Raw genomic sequence first — 22,783 nt, 5'->3', positions numbered from 1 at the left:
CTTGTAATTCCCACTCAGCACGCGCGGGGGCGCTTATTTTTTGCTTGCACTGAGCACTGGATCATAGCCTTCTGATTCTAATTAGCGGAAATAGTTTCGGTCAACGCAGATGGATAAAAAACAGACAGTTTTTTGGGGTTGCTAAGTATTTTGCCCTTATATACGGCGTTACCTTCTCTCTTTATTAAAAGTGGTCTTTCCAATCGCGTAAGCTAGCAAATATTTCTACCTCATCGAGATGCTCATAAGTATCACGGCCCAGGTGGTGGGCGCCGCTCTGGGCAACTTCTGCAATCTGGCAGCGAAGGAAAGGATTTGTTGCCAGCTCTTTAGCGATGGTGGATGGCAGAGTTGCTCTACCTGCCTGCCGAAGGGTTTGGCTTTGGACCAGGCGTTCACTGATGGCACTATTGCCTGGCTCTACTGTATGAGCAAAGTGGAGGTTGCCGAGGGTGTATTCATGCGCACAATATACGAGGGTATGTTTTGGGAGGGTGGTTAACTCTTGTAGTGAATGGAGCATTTGCTTTGGAGTCCCTTCAAATATACGGCCACAGCCGGCGGCAAAAAGCGTGTCGCCGCAAAAGAGGTGTGGTTGCACATTACCGTCGGGGGACTCTTCTTTAAGAATTAATGCTAAATGGTCCAGGGTGTGGCCGGGAATATCCCAGACCTCAATCGGTAGACCCAACAACAAAAAAGTATCCCCGCCGGCAATTGGATTGGTTACCCCTTTGATGGACTCGGGCCCTAATACCGGGCATCCATAGTGGTTATGTAGTGCTTTGATCCCACCGGTATGATCAAAATGGTGGTGAGTGATTAATATGCCATTAAGGGCTTTATCCTGTAGGGCATCGTAAACGGGTTCAGCTTCGCCGGGATCAACAACCCAGTGCTCTCCATCTTTCTCAAGGTGCCAGATATAGTTGTCACTCAATGCGGGAATCGGGGTTACTGAGAGCATGTTAGTCCTACCTGCTAACTCGATCTTGGAACGATATCATGGATATTAAGGGAAAATGTGAAGTAGTGGGTCTACCAGATCGCAAGCTTTCCCTGGTGACTTGCAAATGAATGTTCGGCGTAATGTTAAACTCTTTTACACCTAGAGATCACAGATAAAGGGTGGCTATAAGAACCCAGGGTTATAGGTTTAATTTGCTTGGTCCATAAGGAGACTGAATGACTGATAAGTCCGGATCTCGAGTATCGATAGAGGCATCGCTTTTGAGCAAAGCCAGTCCGGCCTTGTCACATTGGTTTTTAAGCAGCCTGGGGCAGGAGATTCTTTCGCAGCAACTGGCTCTGACTCAACCTTTGATTGAGGGTTTCTTTGGCTACCATCTGTTGCAAGCGGGGGTTACCGATGCGGTGGATTTTGCTGCTTCCAGTCGGATCAATCACCGCTTCCGTTTGGCGGTTTGTCCTGAACAGAAGGGGGCGGCCATAGTTGAGTTGGAGCAGTTGCCCCTTCCCTCTGAGTCGATTGATGTGGTCGTTTTGCATCATTTGCTGGACTTCTCTACTCAGCCCCACCAGGTATTGCGTGAGGCGGCACGGGTTTTAATACCTGGTGGCCATATGCTGTTGATGGGGTTCAACCCCTTTTCCTTGCTGGGCTTGTCGCGCTTGTTGTTTTCTCGAGGGGCTTACCAAAAAGGCAATCAGCTGCGTGCGGCCAGAATCGCCGACTGGATGAATCTGCTGGATCTCCAGGCTGAACAGCTGCATCGAGGTTTTTTTCGTCTGCCATTACAGCAGCGTGAACTCCTTGCCAAGAGTGCCTGGATGGAGCGGCTGGCCACCCGCCTACGCTTGCCTTGGGGTGGGTTTTACATCATAGTCGCGCGCAAAGAAGTGGCACGAGTGCGGGCAATCAAGATAGATTGGCGCACAGAGCGAAAGCCTGCCCTGGTGGCGACACCTACAAGCCCTCGTGTTGCTGCACGGGAAAAGCATCAGAAGCGATAACCGTGGAATCTTCCAGAAGTCGCTCTATCCCAATATTTGGCACCGATTTTGAAGCAAATTACCATCTACACCGACGGCGCCTGCCGTGGCAATCCTGGACCAGGAGGTTGGGGAGCTTTACTGGTTTACGGCGAGCATGAAAAAGAATTATGTGGAGGGGAATCCCATACCACCAATAATCGTATGGAGCTGATGGCCGCGATCAAGGCGCTCGAAGCCCTGAAGCAACCCTGTCAGGTCGATTTGCATACCGACTCGCAATACCTGAGACAGGGAATCACCGGTTGGATCAACAATTGGAAAAAAAATGGTTGGAAGACAGCGAGTAAAAAACCGGTTAAGAATGCGGATCTCTGGCAGCAGCTAGATGAAGGTGTTGCCAGGCATCAGGTGGAGTGGCATTGGGTGAAGGGGCATGCGGGCCATCCCGGTAATGAGAGGGCTGACCAGCTGGCCAACCGCGGTATAGATGAGCTGTAATTCCCAGGGGAGTGAACTATGCGCCAGGTTGTACTGGATACTGAAACCACCGGCCTAGACCCCAAAAGCGGTCACCGGATTATTGAGATTGGCTGTGTAGAGCTTGAAAATCGTAAGCTCACTGGACGCCACTATCATCAATATATTAATCCTCAGCGTCAGGTGGAGGATGGTGCCATTGAAGTCCACGGCATCACCAATGAGTTTCTTGCTGATAAGCCGATCTTTGCCCAGATTGCCGATGACTTTATGGCTTTTTGTGAGGGTGCTGAGCTCGTTATTCACAACGCGCCGTTTGATGTTGGCTTTATCAATGCCGAGTTAAAGTTGTTGGGCAGTCCGCGTTGGCAGAATGTGAACGCCCATTGCAGTGTGCTCGATACCCTGGCCTTGGCGCGAGAAAAGCATCCCGGCCAAAAGAATAATCTGGATGCGCTGTGTAAGCGTTATTTTGTCGATAACTCTCAGCGTGACCTTCATGGCGCCCTTTTGGATGCCGAGATACTCGCCGACGTCTATTTGCTGATGACCGGTGGGCAAACCGATCTGGGTTTGGCGCAGGGAGGGGAAGGACAGAACTCTGAGAAAAGCAAGCAGGTGCAGGGGGAGGCCGCTTCAGCGGTAATTCGTAGGCTCTCTCCGAATCGGCACCCTCTCAAAATAATCCAGGCCTCAGAACAAGAGTTAGACGCGCATCAATCCATGCTTGAGCTGTTACAGAAATCCGCAGGTAAGCACTTCTGGTAATCAATAAAAAGCCCGCTTTGCGGGCTTTTTTAATCTATTCGCTATCTTCTATCATTGGTCCTCATCCTAAGACCGCCAACTAACACGGTGTATTCGCCGGCCAGTTTTGTCTAGAGAGCATAAATCACACAAAGCAGCGCAACAGTACTGAGTATTAATGTGTAAGGTAAGGCCATAAGAACCATGCGGCCATAAGAAAGGCGAATTAGCGGAGCAAGGGCTGAGGTTAGAAGGAATAGAAAGGCTGCTTGGCCATTGGGTGTGGCAACACTCGGCAGATTGGTGCCAGCGTTAATGGCGACGGCAAGTTTATCGAAGTGTTCACGAGTAATATCGCCATCTAGGAAGGCGGACTTAACTTCATTGATATAAACCGTGGCCACAAACACGTTGTCGCTAATCATGGATAGAAGACCATTAGCGACAAATAACAAACCTGGCTGCTGTTCTGGCTTTTGAGATAGTACAAAGTGTGTCACTGGCTCAAATAGATGTTGTTGGTGGATTACTGCAACTATCGCGAAAAATACTACTAAAAGCGCAGTAAAAGGGAGGGCCTCTTCAAAAGCATGACCAATGCGGGCTTCTTGAACGATGCCATTGAAAGCGGTCAGTAATACAATGATCATCAGGCCAATAATGCCAACCTCTGCAATATGGAAGGCCAAAGCGAAAACCAGCATTACGGCGACGATACCCTGTACCCAGAGTTCAGCAACTTGGGTATTGGTACGCTTACTTTCCTCTTCCCGTGCAAAATTCGACAGGACTTCACGTACCGCCTGGGGAAGCTGAGCCCCGTAACCGAAAAGTTTACTTTTTTCTAAAAGTACGCAGGTCACAAGGCCTGCAACTAGGGTGGGAATGGTTACTGGAGCCATCTGCAAAAAGAATTGCACAAACTCCCAGCCGGCTTTCTCGGCGATCAGAAGATTTTGTGGCTCGCCCACGAGGGTGCAAACTCCGCCGAGTGCAGTACCCACAGCGCCATGCATGATCAGGCTGCGCAAGTATGCTCGAAACTGATCCAGGTCCTCACGGTGATACTCCACTACATGCTCATCGTTGGAATGGTCGTGAGCCAGGTGATGATGGGGTTGTTGAGATGCAACTCGGTGGTATACCGAGTAAAAACCCACAGCAACAGCAATCAGCACAGCGGTTACGGTGAGTGCATCTAGGAAGGCAGAGAGTACCGCGGCTACTGCGCAGAATAATAGAGATAGCAGGCTTTTAGAGTTTACATGGATCAGGATCTTGGTGAAGACAAACAGCAGCAGGCTCTTCATAAAGTAGATGCCAGCCACCATAAACATTAGCAGCAAAATAACTTCGATGTTCTCTACCACTTCGTGGTAAACCGCATCAGCGCTTGTCATTCCCATGAGTACCGCTTCAATAGCGAGTAGTCCGCCGGGTTGTAACGGGTAACATTTTAAAGCCATGGCGAGGGTAAATATAAATTCACCGATTAGCACCCAGCCGGTGGTGGTGGGGCCGCTGACATAGAGTATGAGTGGGTTGAGTAGTAGGAAGGCGGCGATGGTTAGCTTGTACCAGTCAGGGGCCTCGCCGAGAAAATTATCAGCAAAGGCGCGGCCAAAACCGTTTCCGGAAGCCGTTATTGCATTGTTGTAGGTATTCATCATTTACTTCCATGGTTTACCCGGTTTTGGGTGAAGTGGAGTCTTGGGAGAGAATAGTGGGCGGCAATGATCTGCTCGGCTACCATGGCTCTTCCTCTTGCGGCGATGTTTCTAGTGTTGGTTGTTTTTTGTGCGCAAGAACAAAATGCGTACAGACGCAAATATCAAAATAGCAAACGCTACTGGGTTTTCTGGAAAATTCAAGTAATTTAGGACTCGTTGCTTTATTGCCAGGGTTTTTGTCGAATATTCGGTGGAAATTGTCTGCGGAAAGGTGGACTCTTTTCGCTATTGGTATAAATTGCCGTTTATTAGGCCTACTCCTCTTGAGTTGGTTGTTTTTTGTTCGGTTACAGGAAGAATGCAGTGGTGCAGGCAAAAAGTGAATTGCGCAAGATCAACATCACTTCTGTCAATGTAGTCAAGGACGAGCTGGTTGTTGCGATAGACAATGCTGCCGCTCACCTGGATAAATTTGCAGCAGATACCACCCAGAAACAGCCGCTGGAGCAGTGTGTCGCTGCCCTTAGGCAAGTGAGCGGGGTCCTGCAGATGGTGCAACTCCACGCGGGTGAATTGCTGACACAGGAAAAGATCGCCGCTTTAATCGAGGTTTTAGAGGGGCGTCAACAGCCCACGGAAGAACTGATGGAGGCCCTCGGTACGGGTTTCTATGTGCTCGGCCGCTACCTAGACTTCGTACAAAGCCGGGCGATTGCCCGCCCAGAGTTACTGATACCTTTTATTAATAATTTACGTGCTGCGCGCTCCCAGCCCCCTGTGCCTGAGAGCCATTTTTTTCGCTGTAACCTCAGTGCTTCTCTGCCTGGCTTAGGGGCTTCGGCAGTAATGTCCGAGGACTTACGCAGTTTTGTGCGCAGGTTTCGGCATATGTACCAAGTGGGTTTGCTGGCACTATTGCGTGGCAAGCCCAGGGGACCGGCATTTACCATGATGGCGCGGGCACTGGAGCGTATCGCCAGTATTACCACGGGTCGTCCTAATGGGCGTTTGTGGTTGGTGGCCGGTGCGGCGCTCGGCGGTATGGCCGCCGCTGAAATGCGCATCAGTCGCTCACGGGTGATGGTCTTCAGTATGTTCGATCGCTGGTTGCGCGCCTTGCAAAAAGAGTGTGATACAGCCTTAGATCAACCGGCACCGCCGATCTTGTTAAAAGAGTGTATCTATTGGCTGGCTCTTTCTCGGCCTAGTGAAAGTGGAGCTAAGTTGCTCAAGGCCTTCTCTGCAGAAGAGCTTGAATACACCGAGGATGAGCTGGAAAGAGAGCGTGCAAGCCTTGGCGGCCCCGGTGCTACCGCTATTTCAGCTGTTGCTGGTGCTCTCGATGAGGAATTGTCCAGCGTGCGACGAATGCTCGATGATATCGAGATGATTGGTATATCAGGCATCGATGAGGATGACGGTCTCACCAGTACCTTGCAGAGAGTCGCCGGAACTTTACAAATGCTTAATTTCAGGCGAATTGGGGAGAGTCTTCGCAACGCTGTAGCTGAATACCAGAGCGCAGCCGGTGCTGGCGGTTCTGTTGCAGACGCTGCCCTGCAGAAGCTTACAGGCCAAGTGTTGATGGTGGACAGCACTGTGCGAGCCTTGAAACATAGCACCAGTATTGACCTCGATGAATACGGTCATGCTGATATTGCTTTTGAGCATAGCCAACTGGCCGAGGCTGAAGTCGCGGTACTCAAGGAGGCCGAAGCGGGTCTTGCTCTAATTAAGCGGGCGCTGGCTGCTTATGCGGACTCTGGCTTTGATCATGGCCATATTCGCAATGTCTCAACCACTCTGAATTCCGTTCGGGGAGGCTTGATCGTACTCAATCTTCGTCGTGCTGCAGCGGTGGTTGAAGGTTTGCTGAATTTTGTAGAAACCGTAGTGGATCGACATGATGCTGCCCCTGAAGTTGAGCCGCTGCTGGATATTTTTGCTGATGCGATCATCAGTCTGGAATACTATCTCGGTGAAGTAAAATTGCATCGCCAAGCAGATGTTCAATCATTGAACCTCGCGGTGGAAAGCTTGGCGGCACTGGGTTGCCCTGTAGAAGCGGCCTAGCTGGAGAAAGGAGTTACTTTTTGGTAGATCGCTTTGAGCCTGCTGCAAATGTTTGGGAGGCCCCGGAGTTCTCCCAGCAAATTATCGTAGCCGAGGGCTTGCTTCTTTGTAATAAAGATCAGTTTATTCACGAGGCGGGTCTGCTGCCAACTGAGGCTGGTATCTCAAGTCACTACCTCGGTGAGCTGGGCGGGCGCAGTTGTGGCGTTCGAGTTCTATCTGCTCAGATCGAGATCCAGGGGCATGACTGGCGCAATCTGCGTAGTTTGCTCACTTCGACCGAAGAGCATTTGTTTGCTCTGGCCGGGCGAGCATTACAGGTTGCCTACTGGGATCGAGATCACCGTTTTTGTGGGCGCTGCGGTACGCAAACCCACTATCACTCCATTGATCGTGCCAGGATCTGCCCAAACTGCCAGTTGACGGTGTACCCGAGAATTTCCCCCTGCGTCATTATGTTGGTGACCCGCGGGGAGGAGTGCCTGCTGGCCCGTCATGCCAATCGTAGAAATATCACTTATACCGCACTGGCTGGATTTATCGAGCCGGGGGAAAGTGCTGAACAAGCTCTGAAGCGGGAAGTTAGGGAAGAGGTTGGGCTTGAGGTTGGAAACCTTAGGTATGTCGGCAGTCAGCCCTGGCCTTTTCCAGGTCAGTTAATGTTGGGATATTTGGCTGAATGGCGGGGGGGAGAGCTGTGTCCTGATCCAAACGAGATCGAGGAGGCGCAGTGGTTCCACTATCGATCACTACCCGCCATTCCACCGGTGCAAACTTTATCTGGGCAGTTGATCCACACATTTTCCAATTTAATGACAACCAGAAAGAAGTCGTAAATCTTCTGTTCCTACAGAATTAGCAGAGAGAGGTTAAATATCGACATGTATATCGTGATTACCTTCCTAATAGCTATAGTGGCGCTGTTCCTCGTTTTTTGGGGGGCGAGGGTACTGTTGGGAGGCACTTGGTTGATGGGATTTTTGCGGGGTTCGGTAGGGTTAGTGTTTTTTGGTTTGGCCCTTTGGATTATTTTGGTTGCAGCAGATGTATATAGCTATCGAAATCTCGCCAATGAGCATAGTGTTGGTATTGTGTCATTTAGAAAAATTGCGGAACAGCATTTTGAAGTAAAGTTTTCTGATGCGGATGGTATTTCGCAAAAATTTGAATTATATGGTGACCAGTGGCAGCTGGATGCCCGTATGCTGAAGTGGCAAGGACCTTTAGCGCGCTGGGGAATTGAGCCCGCATACCGCTTGGATCGTTTGAGTGGTCGCTACCTTACCTTGCAAGACGAGCGACTTCGTGAACGCTCTGTGCATCAAATTGATGGCACCAATTATGGAGTCGATATTTGGCAATTTGTGCGAGGCTTTGATAAAAACCTTCCTTTCGTTGACGCGGTTTATGGAAGCGCAACCTTTTTGCCTATGGAAGATGGTGCAGTTTACGAGGTGCGTATCAGTCACAGTGGCTTATTAGCGCGTCCATTGAATCAGCAGGCGACCTCTGCCTTGGATGGTTGGCAGTAGGCAGCTTAATAATTATCAAAATTGCATGGCAGCAATCTGGAGTATAAGTGGAATTTTTAATTGAATATGGCCTGTTCTTGGCAAAAATTGTTACTGTTATCGTTGCTCTGATGGTACTGGTAGGGTTTATTTTTGCTAATCGCGAGCAACTGAGGGAAAGGGTGCAAGGGCACATCAGTGTTACTCGCTTAAATGACCGCTATGAGCAGTTTAAAGAGACTCTACTCGAAGCTTTGATGGAAAAGCACGAATTTAATCAGCGTAAAAAGCAGCTTGCTAAAGAGAAAAAAGCTGAAGAGAAGGCGCTGGTTAAGCGGCATAAAGCAGCTGCGAAAGGGAAGGTATCTAAGGAAGCTAGCTCTGAAGCTGATACAAAAGAGCTGCAGAGGGATGCAGCCTCTGAACAGTCCGAAAAAGCTGCCGGCACGGCGGATGAGCGCAAACGCATTTTCGTAACCCAATTCAATGGTGACATCAAAGCCAGTGGACTCTCACATTTGCGTGAGGAAATTACCGCAATTCTGCAAGTGGCTGAAGCGGGGGATGAAGTGTTGCTCTGTCTGGAAAGCCCTGGGGGAATGGTGGCCAATTACGGATTGGCGGCGAGTCAGCTGGCACGGGTGCGAAGCGCAGGTATTCAACTTACCATTGCGGTTGACAAAGTTGCGGCTAGTGGGGGCTATATGATGGCCTGTGTGGCAGATAGAATCCTTGCTGCGCCTTTTGCAATGCTCGGGTCAATCGGTGTATTGGCGCAGCTGCCTAACTTCAATCGCTTGCTCAAGCGTCACGATGTGGATTATGAACTTTTTACGGCAGGTGAATTCAAGCGCACGGTAACTATGTTCGGGGAAAATACAGAAGAGGGGCGTGAGAAATTTCAGAGTGATCTGGAAGAAATACACGTACTTTTCCAGCACTTTATCAGTGAATATCGCCCAAAACTCGACGTTGCCAAGGTAGCGACGGGAGAAGTTTGGTTCGGGCAAAAAGCCCTCGCAATGGGGCTTGTGGATGAACTGAAAACCTCTGATGAATACCTGACAGAATGCGCAAAGCATGCAGACCTGTTCCAGGTGGAATATAAAGAGAAGAAAAATATCGCCAAGAAAATGGGGTTGGCAGCTGAGGCCGGTGTAGAGTCGGCCTTGACACGTCTATTCTCAAAATTGACCGCTTGGCGCCATCACGCCCAATAATGCAGTGCTGGTAGGGGCAACCTAACGGAAAATCTGTCACTAGGATAATGCAGGCATGAAAAACTTTCTGGACAGGGAGTTTCGAGCGATTCGGGTGGAGGAGGTTGCCGCCGGGAAATTCGACCAGCTTCTGGTGAATCGACACATCCGTGATTTACCGAGCAATCCTTTGTTACTTAGTGTTTCCTATTCTTCCTTAAATTATAAGGATGCCATGTCTGCATTTGGCAACCGCAGTATTACCAGGGAGTTTCCACACACACCTGGGATTGATGCGGTGGGCTCAGTGATTGAGGACCATAGTGGTACCTTTCCCTCTGGTGCCGAACTATTGGTCACAGGTTATGATTTGGGCATGAACACGCCCGGAGGCCTGTCAGAGGTCGTTGCTATCCCTTGTGAGTGGGCGCTGCCTCTTCCAAAAGGCCTCAGCGCGAGGGAGTCTATGGCGCTGGGCACTGCTGGCCTTACTGCTGCCTTGTGTGTTGATCGACTATTGGAGGCTGGCGCAACGCCAGGAGATGGTGAAGTGTTGGTCACGGGTGCAACTGGCGGGGTGGGCTCAATTGCGGTCGCTCTCCTCGCTAAGCTGGGTTTTCGGGTGGCTGCGGTCACAGGAAAACTTGAAGCCGCAGACTTCCTAACCGAATTGGGCGCCTGGAAGGTGCTTGATCGAGATACTCTTGCCCCATTTGCCAACAAGGCTATGGCCAAGCCTTTATGGGCCTGGGCAATAGATACGGTTGGTGGAGAAACACTTTTCAATGTGGTGAAATCCCTGGCATACGGCGGAGGCGTGGCGGCCTGTGGTATGGCCTCTGGTGCTCAATTTCACGCGAATGTGTTCCCATTTATTTTGCGTGGTATCAGCCTGTTGGGGGTCGATAGTGTGGAGTTGCCAATAGAGAAGAAAGCCGCTGTCTGGCAAAAGTTGGCTGGCCCTTGGTATATCGGCGACAAGTTAAAACTTATCGCTGAAGATATCTCTCTGGAACAGTCTCCGGAATTTCTTGCTCGGCTTCACAGAGGGCATGGTATTGGCCGTTATGTTGTTAATATGGCTCTTTAACGATATTAGGGATTCCAGGCTTATTTGGAGTGTTAGATAACTGCAACTGGACTGGTGATTGATTGTCCTGTGTCACTGTATATAAGTAATGGTATTTGTCTGTGCTTGTGCTTTTCAATAGCCTTAAAGCCAATAGCATGATTTATAGCCTGTTTCTGTTGGAAGATTGCAGTGTCTAATGGTAGCGAAAAGTCTCTGGTTCCTGTGCAGAACAGCGCGCTAGTACTCTCGGGTGGTGGCGCCCGTGCTGCTTATCAGGCAGGTGTTCTAAAAGCCTTGGCTGAAGTGGTACCTGAAGATAACCCAAGACCTTTTAAAATCATTTGCGGTACATCTGCCGGCGCTATGAATGCCATGATGTTGGCAGCCCATCCTGGCACATTTAAAGAAGCGATTGAAAGCATGTGCTCTGTATGGATGAGCCTGAGTGTGGAGCGGGTGTACCGCACCAGCTGGTTTAGCCTTTTTAGTAATTTATTGTCGATCAGTCGGTCATTGTTCAATCAGGGGGTGGGTCGACAAAAACCTCTCGCACTACTCGATAATTCTCCTTTGCGCAAGCTTTTAGGGGATGTAATCAATTTTGATAATATCCAAAAAAATATAGATGCGGGCCACTTGCACGCAACTTGTATTAATGCACTTTCCTATAGTGAAGGTGAGTCGGTAAGCTTTTATCAGGCTGTCGATGGGGTGAGAAGTTGGCAGCGCTTTCGCCGTTTCGGCATTTCTACGCGGTTGACCGTAGACCACTTGTTGGCCTCTGCAGCAATTCCTGCAATATTTCCTGCTGTAAAGATCGATGATATTTATTACTGCGATGGCGCAATCCGTCAGATGGCTCCCATTAGTCCTGCCCTCCATCTCGGTGCCAAACGCGTTTTTATTGTTGGTGTTTCCGATAATCGCTCGCCAATTCACTGGGGGAGTCGGCGTAGCGATAACCAAATTCACTCTCCCTCAATGGCCCAGATTGCTGCTCAATGGTTCAATGCTGCTTTTATTGACAGTTTGGAAGGTGACCTGGAGCACATGGATAGGGTCAATACTTTGCTGGATTCTGTAGATGAGGAAAAATTTGCGGATCTGTCTCCCCTGAGACCAGTAGAATCGGTCGTTATTGAACCCTCGCAGAGTTTAGCCAGGCTGGGGGGAAGAAAATTAAAGTATCTGCCGCCGGCATTACGCTGGTTGTTTCGCTCCACCGGGGCAACCCGTTCCGGTGGTGGGGTCTCTGCGGCGAGTTATTTACTTTTTGAGAGGCCATATATCGAAGAATTGATAGAACTCGGCTACCAGGATGCGATGTGGGAGAAAGATAAGTTGCGTTATTTTTTAAGGCCCCATCCCAGGCTTGAGATCGAACGTAAGGGCCTTTTTGGTGTGCGAAGGAAGGGAGCTGAGGATCAGATTGGGCAGGGAGATATTTCCTAGCTGCCTTTAGTGTCATAAGTAAAGCTAAAGTACTCTCATTTTCCTAAATGTAAGATTTATTATAAATATTTTTGTCGGCCTTTTTTAAAGTTAAACACTGCTGTTCCAGTGGTTTAAAGTATTCGTCCAGCCCAGTATATCCAGCAGCTTCTTATATTCCCCACGGGGTTTAGCTCGTAATGCTAGTAATTTGCCGCTAACGGGATGCTTTATTTCTAATCCTACAGCGTGTAATAGTAGCCTCCTGCAATCAAATTGCTGGGAGAAAAATCGATTGTGGGAAGACTTTCCGTATTTGGGGCAACCAATCAGCGGATGTTGGATATGCTTAAAATGTCTACGGATCTGATGGCGACGGCCGGTCTTTAATTGAATTTCTACCAGTGAATAACGGCTGGTGGGATAGCGGTCTACTGCATAAGGTAATTCCACGGTAGCAAGTCTGCGAAAGAGGGTAATAGCCTCTTGTCGGGGAAGCTCTGATTTAGCACGTTTTCTCTGGTGCTTAAAATCTGCTACTGGTGGGAGTGGGTAATCTATCGTTTCTTGCTCTGGACAATATCCACGGCACACGGCAAGATAATTTTTAAGGGAATATTCACTTTCCAGCTGTTGTTGCAACCGGGAGGCGACTTCACTACTTTTGCCAAAGATGATGATCCCGGATGTAGGTTTGTCTAGCCTATGTACCGGATATAAATGAGAACCACTTAGGTCGCGTAAGTATTGTAGGAGAATTCGCGTCTCATGGCGGTCAATCTCCGAGCGATGAACAAGCCAGCCTTCGGGCTTATAGGCAGTAAGCAAATGCTCGTCCTCAAAAATAATTTCTGGTTCGCAACTCATTGTTCGATCTATTACAAGTTCTTTTTCTGGGAGCCTAGTGTATTGCTGCGGGACGCTGATTGCATTTAAAAACCCTGGTCAGCAATGGAGTTTTGTGCGCAGCTGGCATCTATGAGGAAAAAACACCAAAAAGAAGCTTAATTTTAGGTTGACATCCTGGGGTTAGGCAATAAACTTCACAGTAGATTTCATCGCTAGCTAGAAAGTATTTGATGCTAGCATTTTCCATTAGATTTTCTTTTTCAAATGCGGAACGCAGCCGCGAAGGGGTCATGAAATGCGAAATGTAGATATTAACAACCTATTTTTTTGATCGCTTTTCATGTGCTTCAGCTTGAAAAGTGATTGAGCTTTTCAAGCCAGAATTCTCTAGAGCCCTGGCATTTGCCGGGGCTTTTTCGTTTAGGGCTTTGGAGAGCTACTATTAATTTATTGGATCAATCCAAGGACTCTATATGCCCGTAAAAATTGTGCTCAATAAAAATGCATCGCAAGGTAGTGTGCCGGTAAAAATATATACTGATGAAATCGAGCCGCAGGCCTTGCAGCAGCTAAAAAATATAGCTCAGTTACCCATCATTCACTCGCACGTGGCAGCAATGCCGGATGTGCATTTGGGTAAGGGAGCAACCGTTGGCTCGGTAATTCCAACAGTGAGCGCGGTAATCCCATCTGCGGTAGGAGTGGATATTGGCTGCGGAATGAATGCCGTGCGAACTTCGTTGCATGCCCATCAGTTGCCAGACAATCTGAAAGCATTGCGGGAGACCATTGAGGTGAAAGTACCCATTGGACAGGGTCGTCACAAGATGATCAGTGCCAGGGAATCTGCCTGCAAACTTTTAGCTCCCGGTGCGAATAGATTGTTTGAAAAACATCCTGGGCTTTTAAAAAAGCTGCATCAACCACAGAAAACCTGGGTCACCCAAATGGGTACCCTGGGTGGCGGCAATCATTTTATTGAAATTTGTCTGGACGAAAACAATGCAGTTTGGGTGATGCTGCATTCAGGCAGTCGAGGTATTGGCAATGCCATTGGGCAGCACTTTATTCAGTTGGCTCGAAAGGATATGACGGGACATATGCATAATTTGCCAGATAAAGACTTAGCTTACTTTACCGTAGGTAACCTTCACTTTGATGATTACCTTGAGGCGGTAAACTGGGCCCAGGAGTACGCTCGAGTCAATCGGCAAGAGATGATGAAGCTGGTTTTGAATTGCCTGAAGAATCACTTGCCAAAATTTACCCTTGCCAGTGAAGCCATCAATTGTCATCACAATTATGTGGTACGCGAACGCCATTTTGAGCGAGATGTCTTTATTACCCGAAAAGGGGCGATCAGCGCGAGAAAAGATCAATTGGGAATTATTCCGGGTTCAATGGGAGCCAAGTCCTATATTGTGCGTGGGCGTGGCAATGCCGAATCATTCCACTCATGCGCTCATGGAGCAGGCCGTAAAATGAGCCGTACCGCGGCGCGCCAGAGATTTACCCGGCAAGATCTTGAAGAGCAGACTAGAGACGTTCAATGCCGTAAAGACAAGGGAGTGATCGATGAAATCCCAGCGGCTTATAAAGATATAGACCAAGTAATGGATAATCAGTCAGATCTTGTTGAAGTGGAAAATACCCTCCGTCAGGTGATATGTATTAAGGGGTAGGTTTCTAGTTTTTAGTAACTATAAGAAGGAGTTATTTGATGTGGCACAAGTTGGTTACTTGGCCGAAATTACCAAGAAAATATCTTAGCTTTTGGCGCATGATTGCCAAAATATTCGATAAAGGGAAATGTTTATGAAAAAAATTCCACCTAAGACGACTGGAAAAATCCGTAATTATGTCGCGCGTAACCCTCTAATGGGTAAGGGCGGTGCTCATGTGAAAGCAAAGTCAGGAGAGCGTTTTGTCGATAAGCAAAAAATGAAGAGGGAAGCGCGGGAGTGGAAGGACTCCCGCGATACGTCCCCATTTGTAGCTGTGGCTTGCTTTATTTTTCCGCAGATTCTTGCCGGTTGTTAATTCCTGCTTTCTTCTGGCCAGCCGGGGAGTGCCTCCAGGTAAACCCATCTCTTTTTGTAAAGCTTGAACAGGGATACTTCATGAATTACATGTTCCTGATCATTCTCTGAATACCAAGCCTTAAATTCCACCACCGACTTTTTCAGGCCAGGTTTACTCTTGATAACTTCCAAGCGGGTCCACTGGGTTTCCAGGTCCTCCTGGGAGAGATCGGGATAAGTGTCTGGGTGCCAGGTTTTGCGCAGATAGGCCAGGTTTCCCATCGTATAAGCGCTGTAGCGGCTGCGCATTAGAGCCTCGGCAGTATTGGGATAGGTTTGCCCCGAGAGGTAGAGGTTGCAGCAACCTTGAAATTTCTCACCTGAGCCACAGGGGCAGGTATGATCCGTCATAAATAACTCCATAGCAGGACCGATTATTTCCGTTCATCTGGTCGTCGCAGTTTCGTAAACACTTTTTAACCTTTCTGGACGGTGACAGAGGGTAGCATAGCTTGACCTTTTACAGGGGATCGCTAAGATACCGACCAGCCGGTTGGTTTGTTGGGTGTGTCCGGGAGGTCATGTGTCGAGAGTCGATAAATCTGCCATTGTCCGTGCTGCCGAAGAGGTGGTTCGAGAGAAGGGGGCGCGTAAGCTCACTCTGGATGCAGTGGCTGCCCAGTGCGGGTTGAGTAAGGGCGGTCTAATTCACCACTTTAGGACTAAGCAGTCTCTTCTTAAGGCGATGTTGGAGTCGGCGATTGCCAGGGAGGATGCCAGTGCTGAGGCTTGTGCTAAGGCGGGCGGTGACTTGCTGACCTCTCGATTGAGTTCAATTTTCGAACTAATGGAAGATGATGAGGGTTTGCCACGCTCGCTAATCGCGGCAGTAGCCGAAGACCCTGCGCTTCTTGAGCCTGTGAAAATAAAGGAAGTGGAACTTCGGAGTGAAATTTCCCGAACTTACAAGGACCCCGAACTGGCGCAACTGTTAATTCTCGCTGCTCAAGGTTTGTTCTTTGGGCGGGTGTTGGGTGTTGTGGAACCTGAAGACCCAATGCTCGACCGTTTACGTGAACGATTGTTGATGCTTTCTACAGATCTCGCCTGATTTTTTTCTTAAACACGCTTTTGGATGACGAATATGAAATTGTCGGTAAGTTCTCGTGCCCCCCTGGCCCTTTTGATGGCGGCGGTGGTCATTTTTGCGGGCTGCTCCGGCTCGGAAAAAGAGGAGCAACAGGCTGAACGGCTATGGCCCGTGAAAATCGCCACTGTCCAGAGCACAAATAAAGTTGCCGATCGCCAATTTGCCGGCAGGGTGAAAGCTGTACAGAGCGTGGACCTCTCCTTTCAGGTTGGCGGTAAGCTCGATAAGTTAAATCTTCGCGAAGGGGAGATCATCCCTAAAGGTACCCTTATCGCGGAGCTTGATGATCGAGATTATCGGCGCCGGGTTAAGGAAGCTCGCGTGAATGTTGAGCTTTTGGAAAAGACACTGAATAGACAGCGCTCCCTGGCAAATTCGAAAGTGATTTCCCAGCAGCAGCTGGATGAAACCGAGAGTAATTTTGATCTTGCCAAAGTGACATTGGAAAGAGCGGAACAGGATTTGGCATATACCAAATTAACAGTCCCCTTTGATGCCTTGGCAACAAGGCAACTCGTAGAAAATTACACCAACGTTCAACCTGGTCAGCCGATTGTGCGTTTGCAGAACATTTCTGAAGTGCGTATTCAGATTTCTGTACCGGAAAAACTACTGGCCACAGTTAACGAAGAGCAGATTAGCTCAGTTTTTGCCGAGTTCGAATTCCTGCCGGGTAAGCAGTTCGCATTGAAATACCGTGAACATCAAGCGGAAGCCGATAGTGTGACACAGACTTACGCTGTGGAGCTGGGTATGCCGCGACCGCAGAATGTTCAGATTCTTCCCGGCATGACGGCCAGGGTTACCGTCAAAATGAAGGAAGGTAGTGGAGATTTTTGGATTCCTCTGGCGGCGGTTCAGAGCAGTAGTGGGGGGGAACCCTATGTTTGGCAAATTAATGAAGACCAGTCTGTTTCCAGGGTTCAGGTAGCTCTCGGTCGTACTAATGGTGAGGCCGTACAAATTATTCAGGGCTTGTCGCCGGCAATGAAGCTGGTGGCTGCGGGCGGTCAGCACCTCTATGACGGTGCAAAAGTTCGCAACTATGTGCAGCACTAATTTGCCTGTGAGCTTTGGCCCTGTGAACAGGGGGGGAATATTGTGAAGATTTCTGACATATTTATCGAAAAGCCGGTTTACAGCTGGCTGCTGATGTTGATTTGCTTATTTGGCGGGCTCTGGGGGTTGTCAGATATTGGCCGCCTGGAAGATCCGGCCTTTACTATCAAAGAAGCCCGTGTCTATACCTTTTATCCCGGCGCTAGTGCTCAGCGAGTGGAAGAGGAAGTAACTGAAAAGCTCGAAGTCGCTATCCAGCAAATGGGACAGCTGGATCTGGTCACCTCTACATCCAGTCCGGGAATGTCAGAGATTCGTGTAGAGATCAAGGACCAATATGCTTCTGAGGAATTGGCTCAGGTATGGGACGAGTTGCGACGAAAGGTAAATGATGCCCAAAGAGATCTGCCCAGTGGGGCTTATCCTTCCGTGGTCAATGATGATTTCGGTGAGGTCTATGGTATTTATTACGCAATTACCGGTGAGGGTTTTTCCCTGACGGAAATGCGGGAAATTACCAAAGCGATTCGCCGTGAATTACTCGGTGTAGAGGGGGTAGCGAAAGTATCCCGCTCCGGAATCATTGATGAGGTTGCCTATTTAGATATTGATGAATCCCGACTCGCTCAGTTTGGTTTTTCTCTGGATGATTTGGCAAAGGTCCTGCAATCGGAAAGCTCCACGCAAAAAGTTGGCGAAATTGGTGGCCAGGATTTACGTACCCGCATCGTAGTCGATAATCCTGCAAGCGACTTGGAAGCTATCCGCAATATTCTTGTGGGAGTGCCCGGTTCTACGGCAATGCTGGCTATCAGGGATATCGCAGATATCTCTATGGGATACGATGAAAGCCCGAGCTTTATCGCCCGTTATGATGGCAAGCAGGCCGTATTGCTCGGTGTGGCAGGTGCAGAAAATACCAACATTGTTAATGTTGGTAAGGCCGTAGAGGCAAAACTTGAGGAGATAAAGCTGGCTCTGCCACTGGGGGTGGAAATTCACCCGGTTTATGCGCAGCATCAGGTGGTGGAAGAAAGTGTCGATGGCTTTTTGTTTAACCTCGTCTCTTCAGTTGTCATCGTCACCTTAGTACTCTGTGTTTTTATGGGCTGGCGCTCCGGCGTAGTGGTGGGTACCGTACTTGGCCTAACGGTTCTGGGAACCGTATTGATCATGAATCTGTTTGGTTTGAATCTACAGAGGATTTCCCTCGGTGCCCTTATCATTGCCATGGGCATGCTGGTAGATAATGCTATCGTAGTGGCTGAAGGCATGTTGATGGGGGTTCAGAGAAATGAAGAGCCCAAGGGTGCTGCCAGCCGGGTAGTGCGCCAGACATTCTGGCCACTTCTGGGCGCCACGGTTATTGGCATTATGGCATTTTCTGGCATCGGGCTATCTGACGATGCCACCGGTGAATTCCTCTTCTCCCTGTTTGCTGTGATTGGTATATCACTGCTGCTCAGCTGGATTCTCGCTGTAACCGTAACCCCCTATTTGGGTTATCACCTGTTCAAGCCTGGCAAGGACTCGGATTCAGAAGATCCTTATAACGGTCGCTTTTACAATATGTATTCCGGAGCCTTGTCCGGTGCTTTGAAACATCGCGGCCTGACGATCGGCTTGCTGGTTGTGGTTACTTTGGTGAGCTACTTCGCCTTTGGCTTTGTGAAGCAGGGATTCTTCCCGAACTCCAATGCTCCTTTATTCTATGTGAATTACTACATGCCTCAGGGTAGTGATATCAATCGCACCGATAAGGCCCTTCAGCAGGCAACAGAGTATTTTAAGGAACAGGAAGAAGTGGTTTCTGTAACTGCCGTTGCAGGCCGTGGAGCTGATCGATTTATGCTGACCTATGCTCCCGAACCGCCCAACGCGTCCTATGGCCAGTTGATTGTTCGCGCCCAGAAGCGTGAGCAAATCCCCCAGCTTATAGAAAGCGCTAAAGCACGACTACGTGAAGAGCAGCCTGAAGCGCTGATTACCTTCAAGCGTTTGGTATTTGGCCCCGGTGGCGGTGCCGATGTGGAGGTGCGGATTTCAGGGCAGGACTTTCAAACCTTGCGAGCGCTTGCTCAGGATGTTGAACAGCAATTCCGTGAAAAGGGGCTCGAAGATATCCGCCACGATTGGCGCAGTCGTGAATCTACAATTCATGCGCACCTTGATGATGAGCGAGCCCGCGTAGCGGGTGTCACGAATACCGATATTAGTCGGATGATTCAATTTGCCACTGCCGGTTATACCGTCGGTGATTTCGAGAGCGGTGATCGCATTATTCCCATTATTGCGCGTATGCCAGCGGGGGATAGGAACCAGGTAGGTTCTCTGGAAGATCGCCTGGTGTGGAGTCCCAATGAGCAGGGATATATACCGGCTGGACAATTGATTACCGATTTTGAGGTTGCTGCGGATGAGGGTCTGATCCAAAGGCGCGATCGGGTACCTACTATCACAATCAGTGCCGATGCCCCGGAAGGTGTTACTGCTATGTCTGCTTTTGGGCGAATCCGCCCTTGGGTGGAAAAAATGCAGTTACCTCCTGGCTTTAAAGTGGAATTTGGTGGTGAATATGAAAGCTCTACCGATGCACAGAAGTCTCTGGGTAAAGGCTTGCCACTCGGTTTCCTGATCATGATTTTGGTATCGATCTTACTGTTCGGTACTGTGCGTGAACCCGTGATTATCTGGTTAGTGGTTCCTATGTGTTTGGTGGGCGTGGTTGTAGGCTTGCTGGCGACTGGACTGCCATTTGGGTTTATGTCACTTCTTGGTGTACTGAGTTTATCCGGAATGCTGATTAAAAATGCTGTGGTTTTGGTGGATGAGATTGAGGTGCAAACTCATGCTGGTTTGCCCAGGCTCACTGCAATAAAGCATGCGAGTGTCAGTCGTTTACGCCCGGTATTCCTTGCAGCGGTCACTACTATTCTGGGGATGTCGCCACTGCTATTTGATGCATTCTTCGCGGATATGGCTGTGACCATAATGGGTGGGCTGGGTTTTGCGACAGTGCTAACCCTGATTGCAATCCCGGTTTTCTACGCGGTCTTCCACAAAGTGAAACCCGATGAGGTAGAGGGTAGTCAGGCAGAAGAAATAGCTAGGCCAAAGAAAGCCTCTTCAGGAGAACCGGTTTCTGCATAACAGCTGAGGCCTACTCTAATAAAGTTTGATCTCTAGATATTCCACACAACGCCATCAGGTTGTTGTGTGGAATTATTTCTCTCCTCATTTTCCCCCATTCTCCTTGTGGATACCTTTTTCACCAGGATTCTTCCTGAATCCAAGTTACATTTTGTTGGCTAGTTATTCTTGTTGTTAGAGTGGAAAGTCTATTGATACCTGTAATGAAAGCTTATTAAGCCTGTCACTAAGAGCTACTACGCTGTTGCGTCTTCATCACTACCTGCCTTCCTCTGATGAGGTCTATGCAGGAGCAACATGAAAAACAATCAAGAGTTCCTAGGTTTCCATATTTCGACCTTTTCAATTTTTCCGGAAGAAGTATTTACTTGTAAGAAGAATCCTATCGGCACGGTAGAGGGGGCAGATAACCTGTAGCCTTTAAATTTGAAATTAAAAATAGAAATAAAACAAAGGTTTGTGAATGCGTTTTTTATCGCACTATGTGTTGCGGTTGCACTGGCCAGTTGCTCTAAAACACCCGAAGAATTAGCTTAGGAAGCTTGCATTTACTCCCGTTACGCAATTCAAGTAAGTCAGAAATTTGTTAAACGATACGCTCCACTTCCACATATAGCTAAGCTCATCGCAGTCTCTGGACCAAAAGGCTCTAAATCTAAGTATCGAGGCGACTGCATTCATAATGTCGAAGGCTGGGTCGAATTTGATGATGGTTTCGGGGATATCAAGAGAAGGACTTTTACTATTAAAGTTGAATACATAATGAAGATCACAGGACGATGCACGAAATAATCCTTTGATTTCTTTTTGATTCTACCCACCTACAATGGAAACCTGAAAGCTATTATTGATTTTTCAGCTGCCAATTTGAACCGGCTCATACCCTTCTAATTATTTTTCTTGTAATCTAGCCACTGATTTGATTGGTAGTTGTTGTATGAGTGTTCGATCATTTTCAAGCTTTTTATTACCTGCTTTACTAGCATCCTTGAGTCTTCCCGTATTCGCGATCAGTTATGATAGGGCAGAGTGGTTGCCTCAGTGGTCCGACGCAGATCAGGACTGCCAAGATACCCGGCATGAGTTACTGATCCGTTATTCTCTTTCGCCTGTAACCTATACTCGCGCCAACCAATGTAAGGTTGCCACGGGGTTGTGGTTGGATCCTTACACGGGCAACTTCTACAGCAAGGCTTCTGATCTTGATGTAGAGCATATAGTACCTCTGAAGTGGGCCTATGATCATGGCGGAGCCAGTTGGAGTCGTGAGCAAAAAAGGCAATTCGCTGAAGATATCGATAACCTGTGGCTAGTGGATGATGGCCGCAACCAAAGTAAGGGGGACAAGGGGCCCGATGAGTGGATGCCGCCTTATGCACCCGTCGGAAAAATTTATGTGCAGCGATTTATATCTATTGTTGATAAGTATGGCTTAAGTCTGAGTTCAGGCGAATCCCAGAGGCTGCGCACTATGGCCAGTGAAGGCTAGCCAGAGCTCAAGTTATCACCTCCATCAAGAGGAGTACCTGTCGCAATTTGATAATTTCGGGTAGCATTTTACCTCGAATTGGAAGTGCGGGCGGATATGCGGGACTCCTCAAGGATATTGATCGAATATTTCAGGTGTTGCTATCAAGCGGATAGTCACGATTTATCACTGAGTAATATTGCCCGGCTTGCGGATGACCGCCGAGTATTTTTCAGTGAGCGGGACTTTTTGTCCGGTGGTGAGCTGCCCAGAATCCCTTTGGTGAGTGCCTCAGCGGCACAGCTTGCAGAGCAGGTGGATACTTATCGAAAAGAGCGCAGCTTGATTTATTCGCTCTTTTATATCTCCGGTGAACTCCCAGCTCAGTTAGGTATTAATTCCAAGCGTAAACTTTGTGCCCCTCTTCTCTATTATCCCGCGCGCATATATTGCGATGAAGAGTATTTCATCGAAATAAACGCGGATGATATCCGTATCAATTTTCCCCTGTTGCGTTTGATCCTTAAGCCGGATACAGATACCAGTGTGACTGATAGCTTTCCGGTACCCAGTTTTCCGCTGGATAGTGCTCAGGTTGCGGCTATCGGGCGTTGGTTAGCGGAAAACAGCCGCTTGAGTGGCATTGAGGAGATCAGTCGCTGGCCAAACTTGCAGGCGGCCGAACGCTATGCTTTGAGCAACAGTTCCACTCTGGCAGTCAGTAGTGCTTGTGCACTCATTTTAGCTGACAGGTCTCGGGGATCGCGAGGAGTTCTGCATGAGTTACGACTTCTGAATAAGATTCGAAGCCTCTCCACCCCCTTAAAAGCTACTCTAGTGGTCCATGCGGAAAATAAGGTTACGTAATTTGAGTTCGCGTATACTTGCCCCATGGATACTCCTGACGTTTTCACAATTACCGCTCATGATGCAGCGACCCTGGAAAGCTG

General features: G+C 48.7%; 20 protein-coding genes. 16 read left to right on the top strand and 4 right to left on the bottom strand.

The window, feature by feature from the left end; all coding sequences use genetic code 11:
* Window positions 1-184 precede the first annotated feature (184 nt).
* A complete protein-coding gene (gloB, locus tag LC073_RS12415) occupies window positions 185-967 on the bottom strand; it encodes a hydroxyacylglutathione hydrolase (RefSeq protein ID WP_226647519.1) in 783 nt (260 codons plus the stop codon).
* A 218-nt stretch (window positions 968-1,185) separates the two neighbouring features.
* On the opposite strand from gloB, the gene LC073_RS12410 reads away from it, so the two are divergent.
* The 3 genes from LC073_RS12410 to dnaQ are packed head-to-tail and all read left to right on the top strand — an operon-like array spanning window position 1,186 to window position 3,201.
* Window positions 1,186-1,974 carry a class I SAM-dependent methyltransferase gene (locus LC073_RS12410; protein WP_226647517.1) on the top strand — a complete coding sequence of 263 codons (789 nt, stop codon included), beginning with the start codon at window positions 1,186-1,188 and terminating at the stop codon, window positions 1,972-1,974.
* Between the two features lie 48 nt (window positions 1,975-2,022).
* Window positions 2,023-2,454 (top strand): ribonuclease HI, encoded by a 432-nt coding sequence (rnhA, locus tag LC073_RS12405; protein WP_226647515.1) that lies wholly within the window; start codon window positions 2,023-2,025, stop codon window positions 2,452-2,454.
* 18 nt (window positions 2,455-2,472) lie between these two features.
* Complete coding sequence (gene dnaQ / locus LC073_RS12400; RefSeq protein WP_226647513.1) at window positions 2,473-3,201, top strand: DNA polymerase III subunit epsilon; 729 nt, start codon at window positions 2,473-2,475, stop codon at window positions 3,199-3,201.
* 110 nt (window positions 3,202-3,311) lie between these two features.
* On the opposite strand, the gene nhaB is transcribed toward dnaQ, so the two are convergent.
* Window positions 3,312-4,847 carry a sodium/proton antiporter NhaB gene (gene nhaB / locus LC073_RS12395; RefSeq protein ID WP_226647511.1) on the bottom strand — a complete coding sequence of 512 codons (1,536 nt, stop codon included), beginning with the start codon at window positions 4,845-4,847 and terminating at the stop codon, window positions 3,312-3,314.
* Window positions 4,848-5,213: 366 nt separating this feature from the next.
* Here nhaB and LC073_RS12390 point away from each other — a divergent pair, with 366 nt between their 5' ends.
* From LC073_RS12390 to LC073_RS12365, 6 genes are all read left to right on the top strand, one after another.
* A complete protein-coding gene (locus tag LC073_RS12390) occupies window positions 5,214-6,923 on the top strand; it encodes a hypothetical protein (protein WP_226647509.1) in 1,710 nt (569 codons plus the stop codon).
* Between the two features lie 20 nt (window positions 6,924-6,943).
* On the top strand, window positions 6,944-7,759 hold the full coding sequence (nudC, locus tag LC073_RS12385) for an NAD(+) diphosphatase (RefSeq protein ID WP_226647508.1): 816 nt from the start codon (window positions 6,944-6,946) through the stop codon (window positions 7,757-7,759).
* A 135-nt stretch (window positions 7,760-7,894) separates the two neighbouring features.
* Window positions 7,895-8,455 carry a cation/multidrug efflux pump gene (locus LC073_RS12380; RefSeq protein WP_226647700.1) on the top strand — a complete coding sequence of 187 codons (561 nt, stop codon included), beginning with the start codon at window positions 7,895-7,897 and terminating at the stop codon, window positions 8,453-8,455.
* A gap of 47 nt (window positions 8,456-8,502) precedes the next feature.
* The gene (gene sohB, locus LC073_RS12375) at window positions 8,503-9,654 is read left to right on the top strand and encodes a protease SohB (protein ID WP_226647505.1); all 1,152 of its coding nucleotides are present in this window, start codon (window positions 8,503-8,505) and stop codon (window positions 9,652-9,654) included.
* A gap of 55 nt (window positions 9,655-9,709) precedes the next feature.
* The gene (locus tag LC073_RS12370; RefSeq protein ID WP_226647503.1) at window positions 9,710-10,723 is read left to right on the top strand and encodes a YhdH/YhfP family quinone oxidoreductase; all 1,014 of its coding nucleotides are present in this window, start codon (window positions 9,710-9,712) and stop codon (window positions 10,721-10,723) included.
* 204 nt (window positions 10,724-10,927) lie between these two features.
* A complete protein-coding gene (locus LC073_RS12365; RefSeq protein ID WP_413231448.1) occupies window positions 10,928-12,157 on the top strand; it encodes a patatin-like phospholipase family protein in 1,230 nt (409 codons plus the stop codon).
* A gap of 90 nt (window positions 12,158-12,247) precedes the next feature.
* On the opposite strand, the gene LC073_RS12360 is transcribed toward LC073_RS12365, so the two are convergent.
* Window positions 12,248-13,003 (bottom strand): pseudouridine synthase, encoded by a 756-nt coding sequence (locus LC073_RS12360; RefSeq protein WP_226647499.1) that lies wholly within the window; start codon window positions 13,001-13,003, stop codon window positions 12,248-12,250.
* A 455-nt stretch (window positions 13,004-13,458) separates the two neighbouring features.
* Here LC073_RS12360 and LC073_RS12355 point away from each other — a divergent pair, with 455 nt between their 5' ends.
* Window positions 13,459-14,667, top strand: coding sequence for an RtcB family protein (locus tag LC073_RS12355; protein ID WP_226647497.1), 1,209 nt, complete (start codon window positions 13,459-13,461; stop codon window positions 14,665-14,667).
* Window positions 14,668-14,800: 133 nt separating this feature from the next.
* Window positions 14,801-15,025, top strand: coding sequence for a hypothetical protein (locus LC073_RS12350; RefSeq protein ID WP_226647494.1), 225 nt, complete (start codon window positions 14,801-14,803; stop codon window positions 15,023-15,025).
* Here the strand turns inward: LC073_RS12350 and LC073_RS12345 are convergent.
* Window positions 15,022-15,417, bottom strand: a complete 396-nt coding sequence (locus LC073_RS12345; RefSeq protein WP_226647492.1) for a YchJ family protein — start codon at window positions 15,415-15,417, stop codon at window positions 15,022-15,024. The genes LC073_RS12350 and LC073_RS12345 overlap by 4 nt on opposite strands.
* A gap of 172 nt (window positions 15,418-15,589) precedes the next feature.
* On the opposite strand from LC073_RS12345, the gene LC073_RS12340 reads away from it, so the two are divergent.
* The 5 genes from LC073_RS12340 (at window position 15,590) to LC073_RS12320 (ending at window position 22,700) form a co-directional block, all read left to right on the top strand.
* Window positions 15,590-16,117: a TetR/AcrR family transcriptional regulator gene (locus LC073_RS12340; protein ID WP_226647490.1), complete on the top strand. Its 528-nt coding sequence runs from the start codon at window positions 15,590-15,592 to the stop codon at window positions 16,115-16,117.
* Between the two features lie 33 nt (window positions 16,118-16,150).
* Window positions 16,151-17,215, top strand: coding sequence for an efflux RND transporter periplasmic adaptor subunit (locus tag LC073_RS12335; protein WP_226647488.1), 1,065 nt, complete (start codon window positions 16,151-16,153; stop codon window positions 17,213-17,215).
* A gap of 42 nt (window positions 17,216-17,257) precedes the next feature.
* The gene (locus LC073_RS12330; protein ID WP_226647486.1) at window positions 17,258-20,365 is read left to right on the top strand and encodes an efflux RND transporter permease subunit; all 3,108 of its coding nucleotides are present in this window, start codon (window positions 17,258-17,260) and stop codon (window positions 20,363-20,365) included.
* 1,033 nt (window positions 20,366-21,398) lie between these two features.
* A complete protein-coding gene (locus tag LC073_RS12325; RefSeq protein ID WP_226647484.1) occupies window positions 21,399-21,854 on the top strand; it encodes an HNH endonuclease family protein in 456 nt (151 codons plus the stop codon).
* Between the two features lie 96 nt (window positions 21,855-21,950).
* Window positions 21,951-22,700: a hypothetical protein gene (locus tag LC073_RS12320; protein ID WP_226647482.1), complete on the top strand. Its 750-nt coding sequence runs from the start codon at window positions 21,951-21,953 to the stop codon at window positions 22,698-22,700.
* Window positions 22,701-22,783 lie beyond the last annotated feature (83 nt).

It is taken from the genome of Microbulbifer variabilis (assembly GCF_020524905.1).
Classification (GTDB): Bacteria; Pseudomonadota; Gammaproteobacteria; order Pseudomonadales; family Cellvibrionaceae; genus Microbulbifer; species Microbulbifer variabilis_A.
Note: the sequence above shows the minus strand (reverse complement) of the source record. Positions and strands in the feature narration are given on the sequence as shown.

What these genes read in the sequence shown, in the direction of transcription:
- nhaB (WP_226647511.1), bottom strand. Translation starts at nt 4,847, where the DNA reads ATGAATACCTACAACAATGCAATAACGGCTTCCGGAAACGGTTTTGGC.
- LC073_RS12320 (WP_226647482.1), top strand. Translation starts at nt 21,951, where the DNA reads ATGCGGGACTCCTCAAGGATATTGATCGAATATTTCAGGTGTTGCTAT.
- LC073_RS12360 (WP_226647499.1), bottom strand. Translation starts at nt 13,003, where the DNA reads ATGAGTTGCGAACCAGAAATTATTTTTGAGGACGAGCATTTGCTTACT.
- LC073_RS12370 (WP_226647503.1), top strand. Translation starts at nt 9,710, where the DNA reads ATGAAAAACTTTCTGGACAGGGAGTTTCGAGCGATTCGGGTGGAGGAG.
- LC073_RS12345 (WP_226647492.1), bottom strand. Translation starts at nt 15,417, where the DNA reads ATGACGGATCATACCTGCCCCTGTGGCTCAGGTGAGAAATTTCAAGGT.
- gloB (WP_226647519.1), bottom strand. Translation starts at nt 967, where the DNA reads ATGCTCTCAGTAACCCCGATTCCCGCATTGAGTGACAACTATATCTGG.
- LC073_RS12335 (WP_226647488.1), top strand. Translation starts at nt 16,151, where the DNA reads ATGAAATTGTCGGTAAGTTCTCGTGCCCCCCTGGCCCTTTTGATGGCG.
- LC073_RS12350 (WP_226647494.1), top strand. Translation starts at nt 14,801, where the DNA reads ATGAAAAAAATTCCACCTAAGACGACTGGAAAAATCCGTAATTATGTC.
- LC073_RS12410 (WP_226647517.1), top strand. Translation starts at nt 1,186, where the DNA reads ATGACTGATAAGTCCGGATCTCGAGTATCGATAGAGGCATCGCTTTTG.
- LC073_RS12355 (WP_226647497.1), top strand. Translation starts at nt 13,459, where the DNA reads ATGCCCGTAAAAATTGTGCTCAATAAAAATGCATCGCAAGGTAGTGTG.
- dnaQ (WP_226647513.1), top strand. Translation starts at nt 2,473, where the DNA reads ATGCGCCAGGTTGTACTGGATACTGAAACCACCGGCCTAGACCCCAAA.
- LC073_RS12380 (WP_226647700.1), top strand. Translation starts at nt 7,895, where the DNA reads ATGGGATTTTTGCGGGGTTCGGTAGGGTTAGTGTTTTTTGGTTTGGCC.